14 protein-coding genes are annotated in these 15,902 nt (G+C 67.7%); 8 read left to right on the plus strand and 6 right to left on the minus strand.

Annotated features, from left to right (window positions below; all coding sequences use genetic code 11):
* A partial coding sequence (locus tag H162_RS31690) for an electron transfer flavoprotein subunit alpha/FixB family protein (protein WP_040786560.1) occupies positions 1–267 on the plus strand: 267 nt, incomplete at its 5' end.
* A 24-nt stretch (positions 268–291) separates the two neighbouring features.
* Here the strand turns inward: H162_RS31690 and H162_RS0123285 are convergent.
* On the minus strand, positions 292–1,326 hold the full coding sequence (locus H162_RS0123285; protein ID WP_020655895.1) for a sugar kinase: 1,035 nt from the start codon (positions 1,324–1,326) through the stop codon (positions 292–294).
* Positions 1,327–1,570: 244 nt separating this feature from the next.
* On the opposite strand from H162_RS0123285, the gene H162_RS31695 reads away from it, so the two are divergent.
* From H162_RS31695 to H162_RS0123305, 4 genes are all read left to right on the plus strand, one after another.
* The gene (locus tag H162_RS31695; protein WP_156885770.1) at positions 1,571–3,031 is read left to right on the plus strand and encodes a DUF6351 family protein; all 1,461 of its coding nucleotides are present in this window, start codon (positions 1,571–1,573) and stop codon (positions 3,029–3,031) included.
* 181 nt (positions 3,032–3,212) lie between these two features.
* Complete coding sequence (locus H162_RS0123295; RefSeq protein WP_020655897.1) at positions 3,213–3,881, plus strand: sugar-binding domain-containing protein; 669 nt, start codon at positions 3,213–3,215, stop codon at positions 3,879–3,881.
* 61 nt (positions 3,882–3,942) lie between these two features.
* A complete protein-coding gene (locus tag H162_RS0123300; protein ID WP_020655898.1) occupies positions 3,943–6,249 on the plus strand; it encodes a TonB-dependent receptor in 2,307 nt (768 codons plus the stop codon).
* A gap of 82 nt (positions 6,250–6,331) precedes the next feature.
* Positions 6,332–7,276 (plus strand): cupin-like domain-containing protein, encoded by a 945-nt coding sequence (locus H162_RS0123305; RefSeq protein ID WP_020655899.1) that lies wholly within the window; start codon positions 6,332–6,334, stop codon positions 7,274–7,276.
* 1 nt (position 7,277) lies between these two features.
* On the opposite strand, the gene H162_RS0123310 is transcribed toward H162_RS0123305, so the two are convergent.
* Positions 7,278–8,198, minus strand: a complete 921-nt coding sequence (locus H162_RS0123310) for a LysR substrate-binding domain-containing protein (protein ID WP_020655900.1) — start codon at positions 8,196–8,198, stop codon at positions 7,278–7,280.
* Positions 8,199–8,304: 106 nt separating this feature from the next.
* Between H162_RS0123310 and H162_RS0123315 the strand changes: the two genes are divergently transcribed.
* Together H162_RS0123315 and H162_RS0123320 are read left to right on the plus strand one after the other, a co-directional pair.
* On the plus strand, positions 8,305–9,324 hold the full coding sequence (locus tag H162_RS0123315; protein WP_026354987.1) for an aldo/keto reductase: 1,020 nt from the start codon (positions 8,305–8,307) through the stop codon (positions 9,322–9,324).
* A gap of 28 nt (positions 9,325–9,352) precedes the next feature.
* A complete protein-coding gene (locus tag H162_RS0123320; protein WP_020655902.1) occupies positions 9,353–9,775 on the plus strand; it encodes an SRPBCC family protein in 423 nt (140 codons plus the stop codon).
* Between the two features lie 4 nt (positions 9,776–9,779).
* Here H162_RS0123320 and H162_RS0123325 read toward each other — a convergent pair whose 3' ends face one another.
* The 4 genes from H162_RS0123325 to H162_RS0123340 form a co-directional block, all read right to left on the minus strand.
* The gene (locus tag H162_RS0123325; RefSeq protein WP_020655903.1) at positions 9,780–10,550 is read right to left on the minus strand and encodes a slipin family protein; all 771 of its coding nucleotides are present in this window, start codon (positions 10,548–10,550) and stop codon (positions 9,780–9,782) included.
* 2 nt (positions 10,551–10,552) lie between these two features.
* Positions 10,553–11,950, minus strand: coding sequence for an NfeD family protein (locus H162_RS0123330; RefSeq protein WP_020655904.1), 1,398 nt, complete (start codon positions 11,948–11,950; stop codon positions 10,553–10,555).
* Positions 11,951–12,131: 181 nt separating this feature from the next.
* Positions 12,132–13,562 (minus strand): nucleobase:cation symporter-2 family protein, encoded by a 1,431-nt coding sequence (locus tag H162_RS0123335; RefSeq protein ID WP_020655905.1) that lies wholly within the window; start codon positions 13,560–13,562, stop codon positions 12,132–12,134.
* A gap of 55 nt (positions 13,563–13,617) precedes the next feature.
* Positions 13,618–14,541, minus strand: coding sequence for a helix-turn-helix domain-containing protein (locus H162_RS0123340; RefSeq protein ID WP_020655906.1), 924 nt, complete (start codon positions 14,539–14,541; stop codon positions 13,618–13,620).
* Between the two features lie 122 nt (positions 14,542–14,663).
* Here H162_RS0123340 and H162_RS0123345 point away from each other — a divergent pair, with 122 nt between their 5' ends.
* Positions 14,664–15,830 carry a 4-hydroxybenzoate 3-monooxygenase gene (locus H162_RS0123345; protein WP_020655907.1) on the plus strand — a complete coding sequence of 389 codons (1,167 nt, stop codon included), beginning with the start codon at positions 14,664–14,666 and terminating at the stop codon, positions 15,828–15,830.
* Positions 15,831–15,902 lie beyond the last annotated feature (72 nt).

Here is a 15,902-nt window from a genome sequence, read left to right on the forward strand (position 1 = left end):
GCCATGGGCGCCTCGCGCGCAGCGGTCGACGCGGGCTTCGTGCCGAACGACTGGCAGGTGGGCCAGACCGGCAAGATCGTCGCCCCGACCCTGTACATCGCGGTCGGCATCTCGGGCGCGATCCAGCATTTGGCCGGCATGAAGGATTCGAAGACCATCGTCGCCATCAACAAGGATCCGGAAGCGCCGATCTTCTCGGTGGCGGACTACGGCCTGGTGGGCGACCTGTTCGAGGTCGTGCCGCAACTGGTCAAGGAACTGGGCTGATCCGCGGGCGAACAATGGCTGCCGTCAGCGCCGCACATCCAGCATTCCGTCGACCAGGGCTGCGATCTGCGACCGCGACGCGGGATTGAAGTCTCCGGACAGCGAGTGCTTCATCGCCGCGGCGGCGAGTCCGAATTCGACGACCTTGTCCAGGTCCAGGGACCGCAGCAAGCCATCGAGGATGCCCGCAGCGAATGCGTCTCCGGTGCCGATCCGGTCGACGATCTGGTGCAGGCTGTAGGTGCCGGCCGAGTAGCTGCCTTCCCGTGTATGCAGGAAGGCGTCGAGATCGTGTCGCTGTACGCCGTGCTGCCGGCGCCGGGTGGCCGCAAGGTAGCCCAGCCGGGGAAACGCCGCGAAGGCCGCCGCCACCGCGTCGTCTTCGCGCCCGTCCTGTGCGAGCTCCGGCTGGCCCAGCACGAGCGCGAAGTCGCGCTCGCTGGCGAAGGCGAGGTCGGCATGGCCCAGCACTTCGCGCAGCGTAGCGGCGCCGTCGGTTCCACGCGCCTGCCAGAGCGAGGCGCGGTAGTTGCCATCGAACGAGACCCGTACGCCGAGCGCGCGCGCGGTCCGCATGGCGTCCAGCACCGCCTGGCCGGGCCGCTCGCCGACTGCCGGCGAGATGCCGGAGACGTGCAGCCAGCTGGCGCCATCCAGTAGCGCTTCCCAGTCGTAGCATGCCGGGTCGGCGTCCGCGAAGGCGGAACCGGCACGGTCGTACACGATGTCGGATGGACGCACTACCGCGCCCGGGGTCAGGAAATACAGGCCCATGCGGCCATCCCGACGCTGCACGCCCGACACATCGACGCCGTGCGTGCGCAGCGCGTCGACGGCGACCTGGCCGAGTGCATTGTCGGGAAGGACGCTGACCATCGCGCTGCGATGTCCCAGGCATGCCAGCGACACCGCGACATTCGCCTCCGCTCCGCCCGTGCACAGGTTCAATGCCGGGGATTGCTGCAGCATGCGGCCTTCGGGGGCCGACAGGCGCAGCAGCAGTTCGCCGAAACAGACGATGCGGCCGCCGGTGGCCCGGGCGTCCAGCGTTCCGCTCATGCCGCGTCTCCCGCGCATGAAGGAGCAGTGAACCTGATGAGATCAAGCATGGTTATCCTTTCCAGTGTTCGAAGCCGAGAAGATCGGGCCAGTATAGTCGAGTTGCTGCCGCGCTTCGAGTCTCTCCCTTGCCGGACATGGGTTGACTTTTGATCCCCGCTTGTGCATTCTGATTATGTTTTAAAACAGTTCTCAATCATAATCAAAGGCATTGGCTGCCGTAGTTCTGACAGGGGGAATGGGAATGAAGGGTATTGGGAATTCGCCGGTCCGCGCCACTGCGCGCGTCCTTTCGTCACGCATCGCCTGTGCCGGCGTGGCGATCGCATGCTGCCTTGCCGGTCCGGCTGGCGCCGCACCCGACACGACGAGCGGCGTGCTGCCGGATGGGACGGCATACCGCATCGACGTCCCCGACAACTGGAACGGCACGGTCCTGATCGGCCTCGATTACGCCGCGCGCGACCCCATGGCCGAGACCGATGCCAGCCGCACCAGCCGCAAGCTGCTCGAGCAGGGCTACGCGATGGCCGGCACGACGCGCGCCGTCACGGGCTGGGCGATCCACCTCGCCGCGGCGAACGCGGTGCGGACCCTGGACCTGTTCACGGCAAAATACGGCAAGCCGAAGTACGCCATCCAGTTCGGCAGCTCGCAGGGCGGCCATGCGGCCGCGGTCGGCATCCAGGCCTATCCGGAGCGCTGGAACGGGGCGGTGATCCAGTGCGGAGGCCTGTCCGGAACGGTGGGTCAGTGGCAGGCGAAGTTCGACGCGCTGTTCGTCGCCCGCACCCTGCTGGCGCCGGACGGGAAGCTGCCGATCACCGGACTGCCGAAGGATTTCAAAACCACCGCCATGCCGGCCTGGCACGCGGTGCTCGACAAGGCGCAGCAGACGCCGCAAGGGCGCGCACGGATCGCGCTGGCGGCGCGCATCGGCCAGCTGCCGGAATGGTCCGACAGCGCCATCCCGGCGCCGGCGCCGGGCGACCTCCAGGCCCGCCAGCAAGGCCTGTTCCACAGCCTGGCGGGGGCGCGCAACGTGGTCGACCAGGGGCTCAGCAGCCGCTCGCAGATCGAGGCCCTGAGCGGCGGGAACATCACCGGCAATATCGGCGTCGATTATGCCCGCCTGCTGCGCCAGGCCGACGGCGACGGCATGGTGAGGGCGCTGTACCAGGCCGCCGGACTCGACCTGGAGGCCGACCTGGCCGCGCTCGCGCGCGCGCCGCGGATCGCCGCCGACCGCTCGGCGCTGGCCTACGTCGCCTCCGGCGTATTCGATGGCCGGCTCCAGGCGCCGGTGCTGACACTCAGCGGCACCGGCGATGCGATTTCCGTCGTGGCCGCCCAGCAGTCCTACGCGGCCGCAGTCGCGACGGCCGGCAAACAGGACTTGCTGCGCCAGGTATATACGGCAAGCGCAGGGCATTGCAATTTCACGCCGGCCGAAAGCGTTGCCGCTGTCTCGGCGCTGATGCACAGGCTGGCCAGCGGATCGTGGCCGGACACGAGTGCAGCGGCGATGAACCGGGCGGCGAGCGCCGTGCAGGGAGGACCGTCGCGCTTCATCGACTTTACGCCGCCTCCTGTCCTGCGGCCCTACACGCCGTGCGATCTCGAACGCGATCTCGGCGGCGAGGCGCAGTCCGCAGGAAAGCTGACCGGAGTGCGCGTGCCAGGCTGCCTGCCTCCGCGCTCGTAACAGGTGGGATAGGCTGGCTCCGAGCTATCTATTTTCGACAAAGCTGCTATCGGCAGCGCGCCCTACCTCGGATGCGCCAGCCACCCTAAAGTTGACCCCAGGATAGTTTCCGACAGGGGCAGCGATGAAGGTGTTTTGGCGGGTTCAGCGGCGCTGGGTGGCGCCGCGGCAGGTGGGTCGATTGCTTGCGGCATGGCCGCTGGCGCTTGGCGCCGTCCCGCTCGCGCTCGCCGCCGAGGCCTGGACGCCGCGTACCGTAACCCCCATGACCGGCGGCTGGCAGTTCGTCCAGGACGACGGCCTGTCCGACGCCGCCCTGGCGTCGAACGGCGCCGGCTGGACGCGGGTCGAATTGCCGCATGCCTGGAATGCGCGCGACGCGGCCGGCATCGCGCAAGCCACGCCCGCGAGCAAGGATTACAAGCGCGGACTCGGCTGGTACCGGCTGCAGTTCGCGCATGCGCCCGGCGCGGCGAATTCCTGGCTCCGGTTCGACGGCGCCAGCATCGCCGCCGATGCCTGGCTCAACGGGCAGAAGCCGGGACGCCACCGCGGCGCCTTCGGCGCCTTCCGCTTCGACGTCAGCGGACGCCTCCTCAAGGGCCCCAATGTGCTGGTGGTGAAGGCGGACGATCGCGCCGCCGTGAGCGCCTTTGATCCGACCGCCATCGCTCCGCTGTCGGGCGACTTCAACATGTCCGGTGCCCTGTACCGCGCCGTCTCGCTGGTCGGCACGCCGGCGCGCGCGCATATCGCCCTCGATGACCTGGGCAGCTCCGGCGTCCACGTCACGACCGAACCGGCGGCCCCGGACACCTCGAACATCCGCGTGGTGCGCCGCCAGGACTGATTTCACCCCGGCCGGCGCAGGGTCGCCGGCCAGCCCATAAGAACGACTACCAGGAGACGAGATGAAAACCATTGCCACCCACGCCCGCCGACCGCGTCCGAATGCGATCGCACTTGCCGCCGCCATGCTGGCCATGGGCGCGTTCGCCGCGCCGGCATCGGCGCAACAGGATCCCGCGGCGTCGGCCAGGCCGGAAGAGGGCTTGCAGACCGTGGTGGTGACGGCCCAGAAGCGCGCCGAACCGATGCAGAAGGTGCCGGTCGCCGTCAACATGGTGGACGCGCGGGCCATCGAGAACCAGCAGATCGTCGAGTTCAGCGACCTGACGCGCGTCGCGCCCTCGATGACGCTCAACCAGAACCCGGGCAACAACACGATTTCCCTGCGCGGCATCGGCACCTTCGCCTTCAGCATCGGCATCGAATCGGCGGTCTCGGTGATCGTCGACGACGTCCCGGTGGTGCAGCAGATGCAGGCATTCTCGAACCTGAGCGACGTCGAGCGCATCGAGGTGCTGCGTGGCCCGCAGGGCACCCTGTTCGGCAAGAACTCGTCCGCCGGCGTCATCAACATCGTCACCAGGGAATCGAGCGACAGCCTGTCGGGCCATGTGCAGGCGACCGCCACCACCGACCATGAACGCAAGCTGGAAGCCTCGATCTCGGGACCGATCGGCGACGCGCTGGGCTTCCGCCTTAACGCGTACAAGGTCGAACGGGACGGCGAGATCGCGAACCTGACGACCGGCGCCGACCTCAATGGCGAAAGCGCGAAGGGCATCCGCGCACGCCTCGACTTCAAGCCGAACGGCCGCCTGCGCGGCAGGATCATTGCCGACCATGGCACCCGGCGCGTCGAGGGCCCGGTCCTGAGCCTGCTGTCGGCGCCCGCCGGGGCCCGCCTGTTCGGCCAGCCGCTGGCGCCGGCGCTCGCCGGTATCGTGCCGGGTCCCGAGAACCGCAGCGTGCGGATGGACAGCCCCGGCTTCACCGACAACAGGAATTCCAGCGCCAGCGCCAGCCTGAACTACCGGCTGGACGGCCACACACTGACCTCGGTCACCACCTACCAGGACTGGAACTACGCGTTCCTGGCCGATTTCGACGGCACCCAGATCCCCTTGCTGGCGGTGTTCTCGGGCGGCGCGGTCGCGGGCGGCATTGCGATGGGCGGTCCCTACCACTCCACGATGCTGACCCAGGAACTGCGGCTGGCCTCGAGCGGCGACGGCCGCTTCAACTACCTGGCCGGTCTCTACTACTCGGACTCCGACAACGAGCGCGGCTTCACCCGCGGCCGCACCGGCTTCCCGCTGGCCGCGCGCTGGGACGCCGATACCGGCAACCGTACCGTGGCTGCCTTTACCCAGGGCGATTACCGGTTCACCGACGCCACCCGCGTCAGCGCCGGCTTGCGCTACAACCGCGAAACCATCGATGTCGACTTCGCCAACCTGGTTCCGGGTGCGGCGGCCCGCTTCAGCGGCGAGAGCAGCGACGATGTCGTCACCGGCAAGGTGGCGCTGCAGCACGACCTGGGGAAAGCCGTCATGGCGTATGCCTCGTTCGCCACCGGCTACAAGGGCGCCGGCTACGATGTCTCGACCGGCTTCGACCAGTCCCGGATCGACCGCCCGGTGGCGCCGGAAACCTCGAAGGCCTATGAACTCGGGATCAAGAGCCGCTTCCTGCAAAACCGCGTGCAGCTCAACGCCACCGCCTTCCTGACCGACTACGAGGATTTCCAGGCGCAGTCCTCGGTCATCGATCCGGCCACCCAGCTGCTGCAGAACGCCGTCAATAACGTGGGCGCATTGCGCACCAGGGGCGTGGAGCTGGAAATCGCCGCCAGGCCGGTCAAGCCGCTGCTGCTGGAAAGCTCGCTGGCCTATGTCGACGCCAGGATCAGGTCCTACCGCGGCGCGGGCTGCTACCTGGGACAAACGCTGGCGCAAGGCTGTATCCCGCTCGGCAACGGCTTCGTGCAGGACCTGAGCGGCAAGCGCCTGTCGAACGCGCCCAGGTACAAGGCCACCCTCGGCGCGACCTGCAACTTCCCGCTGTTCGAGACCGGCTACAGCGGCGTCGCCAACCTGAATTACCAGTACCAGTCCGAGGTCAACTTCGACCTGAAGGGCAATCCGCTCCAGGTGCAGAAGGGCTATGGGGTGCTGAACGGCAGCATCGGCTTGAGCAGCCCATCGCATGCCTTCAAGCTCACCTTGTTCGTCAATAACCTGCTGGACAAGAGCTACGCCACCTTCGTCAACGATACCGCCGACCTGCATGGCGGCGCGCATGTGCTGACCCAGATGTTGCCGCGAAACTCGGAGCGGTATGCGGGCCTGCGCGTGAAGGCCGAGTTCTGAGCGTGCCGCGCTGACGAAGCTGGAAGTTCGCCACCGCATACGCTATGCTCTGTCCGGGTATCGAGAATGGTGGTGAAGCTTCATGTCAACAAAGAGTAATCCGGAAGCCCCGGCGCAGGCGCCGCAGCAGCGCGTCGCGCCCGGGCTGCCGCCGCGTTTGCGGGTGCCGGCCTCGCCCGAGGACGCGCTCGCCGCGAAGCTGGCGCGCGAGCGCAAGGATGCGCAAGTCCGCGGCGTCACGTCGGTCCAGGACATGCGCGAGGCGATCAAGCGCGTCAGCCGCGGGCTGCCGGCCATCTCCGCGGTGCCGCGCATGGGCGCGCTGGATGCCGCGGCCTTCCGCGCGCAGGCCGCGCAAGGCCTTCCTTTCCTGGTCGACGGGGTGGTCGAGCGCTGGCCGCTGTGCGCCCTGACACCGCAAACGCTGCGCGAACGCTTCAGCGACCTGCCGGTGCGCGCGCGGGTAGGCGACTACATCAACACGGCATTCGCTCCGGACCGGGCCATGCAGGACATGTCGATGATCGAGTACCTGGAGCTCGTCGCCGCCGGCACGCAAGGCCTGCCGCCCTACCTGGGCAACCTGGAACTGCGGGCATTGAACAGGTTCTGCTACTGGCCCGCGTATCTCGACAGGGCGGGGCCGCCGCGCTTCTGGCTGGGGCCCGCGGGAACGGTCACGCCGCTGCACTGCGACTACGACGACAATATCTTCGCGCAGGTGTGGGGCTCGAAGCGCATTTTCCTGGCGCCGCCTCACCAGGACGAATTCCTGTACACCCGCGAGGCGAATCCGATCCTGTTCGGCTCTCCGTTCGACCCCAAGGCCCCCGATTTCGAGAAATTCCCCCTGGCGCGGCAGGCGACGCCGATCGAATGCATCGTCCATCCCGGCGACCTGCTGTATGTGCCGGCCGGGTGGTATCACCAGGTGCGCTCGCTGAGCTTTTCCCTGTCCGCCAACCGCTGGGCCAGGGCGCTGCCGATGGCCCTGAACGGCGATCCCTCGCTGCGGCGCCCGGCCTGATTCAGGCCGCCTTCCCGGGCTGCTCCTGTGCGCCGCTGGTCTCCAGCAGGGTGAGCCGGAAGTTCTCCACCAGCGGCCGCAGGTTGACCCTGTGCCAGGCGATCCACAGCGGGGTGCGGTACCCGAACCAGGGCAATTCGTGCAGGACCACGCCGCGCGGCGCCTGGTAGCGCAGGCTCTGCTGGATCATGGCCATGCCCAGGCCGGCCGCCACCAGTCCCAGCGCCGCCTGCGGCTCGGCCGCTTCCATCGTGATCTCCGGCGTGAAGCCGGCCTTGGCGCAGGCGGCGATGAAGTCGTCGTGCTTGAGCGCATTGGCGCGGTTGACGATGCTGATCCACTTCTGTCCGTCCAGGTCGGCCGGGGCCACCTGGCGGGCGCCGGCCAGCGCATGGCCCTCGGGCACGGCCAGCAGCATCGGATCGCTCAGCACCTGCAGGCAGTCCAGCTCCGGATCGTCGCCCGCGGGCGGCTCGCAGACCAGGGCGATGTCGAGGCTGCGCTGGCGCAGGCCTTCGAGCTGCTCGGCCGAATGGTAGTTGTACAGCGCGATATGGACGGCGGGGCGCGCCGCCCGCAGCACCCGCAGCGCGGCCGGCAGCACTCCGGAATGCACCGCGTTTTCCAGGTAGCCGATGCACAGGCCGCCCTCGTCGCCCCTGCCCATCCGGCGCGCCAGCGACTCGAGCCGGTTGGCGTGGGTCAGGAAGGCGCGCGTCTCGGCCAGGAAGGTGCGGCCATCCGCCGTCAGGCGGATGCGTTGCTGGGAGCGCTCGAACAGCGCCAGGCCCAGTTTCTCTTCGAGTTGCGCGATCTGCCGGCTCAGCGGCGACTGCGAGATATGCAGGCGCTCGGCGGCGCGGCCGACGTGCTCTTCCTCGGCGACCGCGACGAAATAGTGAAGCTGGCGTATGTCCAGCATATTAGACCTCCTGGGACTCAAGTGGTTCATATTATGTCTTGGACAGACTGATCCTGGCAACCTAGACTGGCCTCATTCCCACCACGCTTCAAGACAGGAGTGATTCATGAGTCTCAAACGGCAACTTTCCCGCGCAGGTCTGCTCGGTTTTGGCACCGCCCCGCTGGGCAATATGTTCCGCAACATCCCGGAGGAGGAAGCGGCGGCGACCGTCCACGCCGCCTGGGCCCAGGGCACCCGCTATTTCGATACCGCGCCCTTCTACGGCGCCGGCCTGTCGGAAATCCGGCTGGGCCAGGCCTTGTCGGTCTATCAACGCGACGACTACGTGCTCAGCACCAAGGTCGGCCGCCTGATCCTCGACGAGACGGAAGACGCCGCCGCCCGCAACCTGGGCGAGAAGGGCGGGCTGTTCGAGTTCGGCCGCCCCAACCGGATCGTCAACGACTACTCGGCCGACGCCACCCTGCGTTCGATCGAGGACAGCCTGAAGCGCCTGGGCACCGACTACCTGGACATCGTCTGGGTCCACGACATCGCCCAGGACTTCTACGGCGACGAATGGCTGGCCCGGTTCGAATCGGCCCGCACCGGGGCCTTCCGGGTGCTGACCCGGCTGCGCGAGGAAGGCGTGATCAAGGCCTGGGGCCTGGGCGTCAACAAGGTCGAGCCGCTGGAAATCACGCTCGACCTGAGCGAAGCGCAACCGGACGGCTTCCTGCTGGCGGGGCGCTACACGCTGCTCGACCACGAGCGCGCCCTGCAGCGCCTGATGCCCGCCGCCGCGGCGCGCGGTGTCGACATCGTCGTGGGCGGTCCGTACAGCTCGGGCATCCTGGCCGGGGGCGCGCACTTCGAGTACCAGCAGGCCGCGCCGGACATCGTCGCGAAGGTCGAGCGCATCAAGGCCATCGCCCGGCGCCATCACGTGCCCGTCAAGGCCGCCGCGCTGCAGTTCGCCCTGGCCAATCCCGCCGTCGCATCGGTGATCCCCGGCGCCAGCCGGCCCGAACGCATCGCGGAAGACCATGCGGCGCTGAATACCGTCATTCCCGCCCGCTTCTGGGAAGAGATGCGCGAAGAGAAGCTGGTGGCCGCCGCGGCGCCGCTGCCGATCGACCGCTGATCCACGCCACACTTCAAGGAGAGACAGCATGGCAAACGCATTTGAGAGTATCGACATCCCCGCCACGCCGGAGCAGGTGTGGCAACTGATCGGCGGCTTCGATTCGCTGCCGGACTGGCTGCCCTACATTCCGGAGAGCGCGCTGTCCGAGGGCGGGCGGGTGCGCACCCTCGCCAACCCCAGCGGCGAAGCGATCGTCGAGCGCCTGCTGGCCTTCGACGATGCGGGGCGCAGCTACAGCTACGCGATCCTGCAGGCGCCGTTCCCGGTCACGGGCTACCGGTCGACCTTGCGGGTGCGCGATGCGGAAGGGGGCGCGCGGGTCGAATGGTCAGGGCAGTTCACGCCGCTCGGCGTCAGCGACGACGAGGCCGCGCGCCTGTTCGGCGGGATCTACCGCGACGGACTGGAAGCCTTGTCGCGCAACTTCCCGGCGCATCAGGAAGGCTAGGCCATCAGGGACGCTCCTTGCGCACGGCTTCCGTCAGGTTGTTCAGTATATCGATCGGCATGGGGAAGACGATCGTCGAGGACTTGTCCCCGGCAATCGCACCGAGCGTCTGCATGTAGCGCAGCTGCATGGCCCCGGGCTGCTGCGCCAGCACGAAGGCGGCCTGCTGCAGCTTTTCCGATGCCTGCAGCTCGCCCTCCGCATGGATCACTTTCGCGCGCCGCTCGCGCTCCGCTTCCGCCTGCCGGGCGATGGCGCGTATCATCGATTCGTCGAGGTCGACGTGCTTGATCTCGACGTTGGCGACCTTGATGCCCCAGGCGTCGGTCTGCGCGTCGAGCACCTGCTGGATATCCATGTTCAGCCGCTCGCGTTCCGCCAGCATCTCGTCGAGTTCGTGCTTGCCCAGCACGGCGCGCAGGGTGGTCTGCGCCAGCTGGCTGGTCGCCTCCATGAAGTTGGCCACCTGGATGATGGCCCGTTCCGGATCGACGACGCGGAAGTAGAGCACCGCGTTCACCTTGACCGAGACGTTGTCGCGCGAGATGACGTCCTGGGTCGGCACATCGAGCACGATGGTGCGCAGGTCGACGCGCACCATCTGCTGGAGGATCGGGATGATGATGATCAGGCCCGGTCCCTTGACGCCCCAGAAGCGGCCGAGCTGGAAGACGACGCCGCGCTCGTATTCGCGCAGGACCCGGATCGCCGAGATCACGAGCGGGATCAGGAGGATGAGGAGGCCGCCAAGGCCGACACCGATATTCAGAAACATCGCTACGCTCCTTGTGCTTTGTCCAGCGGGACCACTTCCAGGATCAGGCCCTTGCGGCCGACGATCCGGACGACTTGGGCAGGGCTGAGGGGAGCCTTGCTGACCGCCTGCCAGATCTCGCCTTCGACCCGCACCCAGGCTTCCCCCGCGTTCTTGTCCGCGACGCTCTCCACCTTGCAGACCGCGCCGATGAGCCCGGCTGCGCCGCTGGTCACGGGACGCCTGCGCGTGTTCAGGGCAAGGCGCGCGGTCCCGATCAGGATCAGGGCGCTGGCGACGGCCAGCGTGCCGACCAGCACCGGCGGGATGCCGTAGCCGGGCAATTCCGTATCGATGAGCATGAGCGCCCCGGCGACGAAGGCGACGATGCCGCCCAGCCCCAGGATCCCGAAACTGGGCAGGAAGGCCTCGGCGCCCATGAACATCAGCCCGAGCACGATCAGGGCCAGGCCCGCATAGTTCACCGGCAGCAGTTGCAGGCCATACAGGCCCAGCAGCAGGCAGATCGCGCCGATCACGCCCGGCGCCACGGCACCGGGATTCATGAACTCGAACACCAGGCCATAGATGCCGATGGTCATCAGGAGCAGGGCGACGCTGGGATTGGTGATCGCCGCCAGCACGTTGGTGCGCCAGTCCGGGATGAACTCGGCCACCACGGCGCCCTTCGTGGCCAGGCGGCGCTCCTGTCCCATGACGCTGACCGTGCGGCCGTCCATCTGGGCCAGCAGGCTGGGCAGGTCCGGGGCGACATACTCGATGACATTCTGCGCCAGCGCCTCCTCGGCGGTGAGGCTGACCGACTCGCGCACGGCGCGCTCCGCCCACTCGGCATTGCGGCCGCGCATCTGCGCCAGGCCGCGCAGGTAGGCGGCGGCGTCGTTGATCTGCTTGCGCGTCAGCGCCGGCGTCGTGTCCGGCTTGTCGGCGCCATCCTCTCCCTTTTCTCCCTTCTCGCCCTTCTTCCCGGCGCCCGGCTCGCCGCGTGGGGGCGCCTTGTCCGGATCCGGCTGCTGCGGCGCGATGCCGACCTCGACCGGCGTTGCCGCGCCCAGGTTGGTGCCCGGCGCCATGGCCGCGACGTGGCTCGCATACAGGAGATAGGTGCCGGCGCTGGCGGCGCGCGCGCCGCTGGGCGCGACATAGGTGGCGACCGGGACGGAGGAGGTCAGGATCGCCTTGATCACGCTGCGCATCGACGTGTCGAGTCCGCCGGGCGTGTCCATCTTGAGGATGACGAGCTGGTGTCCCGCCTCGGTGGAGCGGGCGATGCCGCGGGCGATATAGTCCGCACTGGCGGGGCCGATCGCGCCATCGACCGTCAGCAGGCCGACGCCGGCGGCGCCGAACGCAATGCGCGGCAGGAGTGCGATCAGCAGCAGTGCGATCGCCGCTGACACTGAAATGAGCCTTTGCAGCAACAACATTTTCTCCCCAAAGAAGAAAAGTCGAAGAACTGAACGCCGCAGGAACAGGCTTGATATCTTACACGATATCTCTTTGGTATGAATATGCTTGCGGGGCCGGGGCGGCCATGGACAGGCCGCCCTCCGCACTGCTACGCGAGCAGCATTGGCAGCGTCATGCGGCGTCGGTCGTCGTCAGGCCCTTCTTGGAGGCAGCCGCGGCAGCCTGGGACGCCACCGGCTGCGCCGGCAGGAACCAGTTCAGCACCAGGGCGCAGATGCCGCCGGTCGCCACGCCCGATTCCAGCACGTTGCGCACGGCCGCGGGCATATGGGCCAGGAATTCGGGAACCTGGGACACGCCCAGCCCCAGGGCCAGCGACACCGCGATGATCAGGAGCGCGCGCCGGTCCAGCTCGACGCTCGCGAGGATGTTGATGCCGGCCGCGGCCACCGCGCCGAACATGACCATGGCCGCGCCGCCCAGCACCGGCTCCGGCACCGCCTGGATCACGCCGGCGACGGCCGGGAACAGGCCCAGGATGACCAGGAACAGGGCGATCCACATCCCGACATGGCGGCTGGCGATGCCGGTCAGCTGGATCACGCCGTTGTTCTGGGCGAAGATCGAGCTGGGGAAGGTGTTGAAGATCCCCGCCAGCAGGGAGTTGGCGCCGTTGACCAGCACGCCGCCCTTGATGCGTTGCATCCACAGCGGGCCTTCGACAGGCTGGCGCGAGACCTTGCTGGTGGCGGTCACGTCGCCGATGGCCTCGAGCGAGGTGACCAGGTAGATCACCAGCATGGGGATGAACAGCGACCACGAGAAATCGAGGCCGAAGTGCAGCGGCATCGGCACCTGGAACCATGGCGCCTCGTGCATGCCGCTGAAATCCAGGCGTCCCAGGTAGGCCGCCAGCGCATAGCCCACCGCCAGCGCGATGACGATGGCGGCGCTGCGCATCCACACCACCGGAACGCGGTTGATGGCCACGATGATGCCCAGCACCGCGCCCGAGAGCAGGAGGTTCTCGCCGTTGGCGAAGCTGCCGTCGGCCATGGCCGAGAAGCCGCCGCCCATGCTGATCAGGCCGACCTTGATCAGGGTGAGGCCGATCATGAGCACCACGATCCCGGTGACCAGCGGCGTGATCAGGCGCTTGATGAACGGCAGGATGCGCGAGACGCCCATTTCGACGAAGGAGCCGGCGACCACGACGCCGAAGATCGACGCCATCACCGCCTCGACCGGCGTGCCTTGCTTGACCATCAAGGCGCCGCCGGCGATCAGCGGGCCGACGAAGTTGAAGCTGGTGCCCTGCACGATCAGCAGTCCGGCGCCGAAGGGCCCGAAGCGGCGGCACTGGACGAAGGTGGCGATCCCGGAAATCACCAGCGACATCGACACGATCAGGTTGGTATCCCGGGCCGACACGCCCAGCGCCTGGCAGATCAGCAGGCCCGGGGTGACGATCGGGACGATGATGGCCAGCAGGTGCTGCAGGGCTGCGAGGATGCCGATCAGGGGAGCAGGGCGGTCCTCCAGTCCCAGGATCAGTTCCGAGGTGTGGGATGCGCCTGCCGGCGGCTGGGATGGTGAAGTCATTGTCGAGCGCTGGGCAAAAGCGCGATTCTACAGCGATACGGCCCAGGGTGCGTATTTACAGGGGCGATCCCTGGCCCGGCTGCGCGAACGGCTGCTCCCGGAACTGCTTCGGCGTTACCCCCAGGCGCTTGCGGAACAGGCGGCTGAAATAGGCCGGATCCTGGAATCCGAGTTCGTAGGCGATGCTGGCGATGGGCGAGGGCGTGTAGGTCAGCTTGCGGCAGGCTTCCAGCATCAGGCGGTCCTGGCCGATATCGAAGGCGCTCTTGCCGGCGACCTTCAGGCACAGGCGGTTCAGGCGGGTCGGGGTCACGTGCAGGGCCGCCGCATACTGCCCGACCTGCCACTGCTCCCTGAAGCGGCGTTCGACCTCGGCGCGGAAGCGCGTGAACAATTCCAGCTCGCCGTGCCCGGACTGGACCGCGATCCGGTTTTCCGCCTGCACCCGCGCCAGCAGCAGCAGCACGCTGCGCGCCAGCCACTCGAGCATCATCGTATGCCCGTACTGGGGCCAGGACAGTTCGGCCAGCAGGTTGTTGAGCAGTCCTTCGATGCGCGCGCGCATCTCGGGGATGGGGCCGAGCTCGATGGCCAGCGGCCGCACGAACAGCGACGCGAACAGCTCGTTGCCATTTCCGCCGGCCGCCAGCACCACCTGCTGGTCCACCGTCAGGACGTAGCCCTGCGCCTCCTCGGAAAAATCGAAGCCGTGCACGACCGATGGATGCAGGGTGATCACGGTCGGGCCGGCGCAGTCCCAGACCTCGCCGCCGACGGTGGCGCGGACCTGGCCGGCAAGTAAAAAAAGTACCTGGAACAGGCCGTCGTGCGTGTGCATGCCGATGTGCCAGTCGTGCAGGCGGCTGCGGGTCTCGATCAGCTCGACGTGGACGAATTCCCCATTTTCCGGGCGAAGTTCCTCGCCGTAGAGGGCAAACTGGGGAACGGTGGCTGGCTTCAGGGCGGCGCTGGTGGACATGCGGAAAATCTCGGGATGTGAGCGTATGTCAAAATAGTACAAGTATTATCCGATTTCATCCATTTTTTCCTGGGCCTTCCGCGGCTACGATGTGCACATACCAACACATATCGGAGACCGCCATGCGTACCCAAGTTGCCATCATCGGCGCCGGCCCGGCCGGCCTGTTCCTGTCCCACCTCCTGCACCTGCAGGGCATCGAATCGACCGTGATCGAGATCCGCAGCCGTGCCGATATCGAAGCGACCATCCGCGCCGGCGTGCTCGAACAGGGCACCATGGACCTCCTGACCGAGACCGGCGTGGGCGAACGCATGCGCGCCGAGGGCGCCCTGCACCACGGCTTCGAACTGGCCTTCGGCGGCCGCCGCCACCGCATCGACCTGCAGGGCCTGACCGGCAAGTCCATCACCGTCTATCCCCAGCACGAAGTCATCAAGGACCTGGTCGCGGCCAGGCTGGCGGCCGGCGGCGACCTGCGCTTCGAGGTGAGCAACGTGGCGGTGGACCGGATCGACAGCAGCAATCCGATCGTGCGCTTCGACCACCAGGGCGCGAGCCACCAGATCGAGGCCGACTTCGTCGTCGGCTGCGACGGCTTCCATGGCGTGTCGCGCCCGGCGATCCCGGCCAGCCTGCGCGAGGATTACCAGCGCATCTATCCGTTCGGCTGGTTCGGCATCCTGGTGGAATCGGCGCCGTCGTCGGATGAACTGATCTACGCCCAGCACGACCGCGGCTTCGCCCTGATCAGCACCCGCACGCCGACCGTGCAGCGCCTGTACTTCCAGTGCGATCCGACCGACCATGTCGACAACTGGTCGGATGACCGCATCTGGAACGAGCTGCACACCCGCGTGGAAAACACCGACGGCTGGCGCCTCAACGAAGGCAAGATCTTCCAGAAGGGAATCATCGGCATGCGCAGCTTCGTGTCCGCGCCGATGCGCTGCGGCCGCCTGTTCCTGGCCGGCGACGCCGCCCACATCGTGCCGCCGACCGGCGCCAAGGGCATGAACCTGGCGATCAGCGACGTCAACATCCTGTCGAAGGCCCTCGGCCAGTTCTACCGCCAGGGCAGCGAGCAAGGCCTGGACACCTACTCGGACGAAGCGCTCAAGCGCGTGTGGCGCGCCGAGTACTTCTCGTGGTACATGACCAGCATGCTGCACACCTTCGCCGATGCGACCCCGTTCGAGCGCCAGATGCAGCGCGCCCAGCTTGACAACGTCGTCAACTCGCGGGCGCTGGCGACGGCGCTGGCCGAGAACTACGTCGGGGCGTTCTGACCCGGTGACCGCTCTCCCGCGGCCGGACGCCGGCCACGGGGGGCAATCCTGACGATGCGGGCGAAGGCCGCG

The sequence above is a fragment of the Massilia niastensis DSM 21313 genome (assembly GCF_000382345.1).
Lineage (GTDB): Bacteria > Pseudomonadota > Gammaproteobacteria > Burkholderiales > Burkholderiaceae_D > Telluria > Telluria niastensis.

Bases quoted from the DNA above. Each gene is read 5' to 3' on its own strand.
- H162_RS0123285 (WP_020655895.1), bottom strand. From the start codon at position 1,326: ATGAGCGGAACGCTGGACGCCCGGGCCACCGGCGGCCGCATCGTCTGT.
- H162_RS31695 (WP_156885770.1), top strand. From the start codon at position 1,571: ATGAAGGGTATTGGGAATTCGCCGGTCCGCGCCACTGCGCGCGTCCTT.
- H162_RS0123300 (WP_020655898.1), top strand. From the start codon at position 3,943: ATGAAAACCATTGCCACCCACGCCCGCCGACCGCGTCCGAATGCGATC.
- H162_RS0123305 (WP_020655899.1), top strand. From the start codon at position 6,332: ATGTCAACAAAGAGTAATCCGGAAGCCCCGGCGCAGGCGCCGCAGCAG.
- H162_RS0123310 (WP_020655900.1), bottom strand. From the start codon at position 8,198: ATGCTGGACATACGCCAGCTTCACTATTTCGTCGCGGTCGCCGAGGAA.
- H162_RS0123315 (WP_026354987.1), top strand. From the start codon at position 8,305: ATGAGTCTCAAACGGCAACTTTCCCGCGCAGGTCTGCTCGGTTTTGGC.
- H162_RS0123320 (WP_020655902.1), top strand. From the start codon at position 9,353: ATGGCAAACGCATTTGAGAGTATCGACATCCCCGCCACGCCGGAGCAG.
- H162_RS0123325 (WP_020655903.1), bottom strand. From the start codon at position 10,550: ATGTTTCTGAATATCGGTGTCGGCCTTGGCGGCCTCCTCATCCTCCTG.
- H162_RS0123335 (WP_020655905.1), bottom strand. From the start codon at position 13,562: ATGACTTCACCATCCCAGCCGCCGGCAGGCGCATCCCACACCTCGGAA.
- H162_RS0123340 (WP_020655906.1), bottom strand. From the start codon at position 14,541: ATGTCCACCAGCGCCGCCCTGAAGCCAGCCACCGTTCCCCAGTTTGCC.
- H162_RS0123345 (WP_020655907.1), top strand. From the start codon at position 14,664: ATGCGTACCCAAGTTGCCATCATCGGCGCCGGCCCGGCCGGCCTGTTC.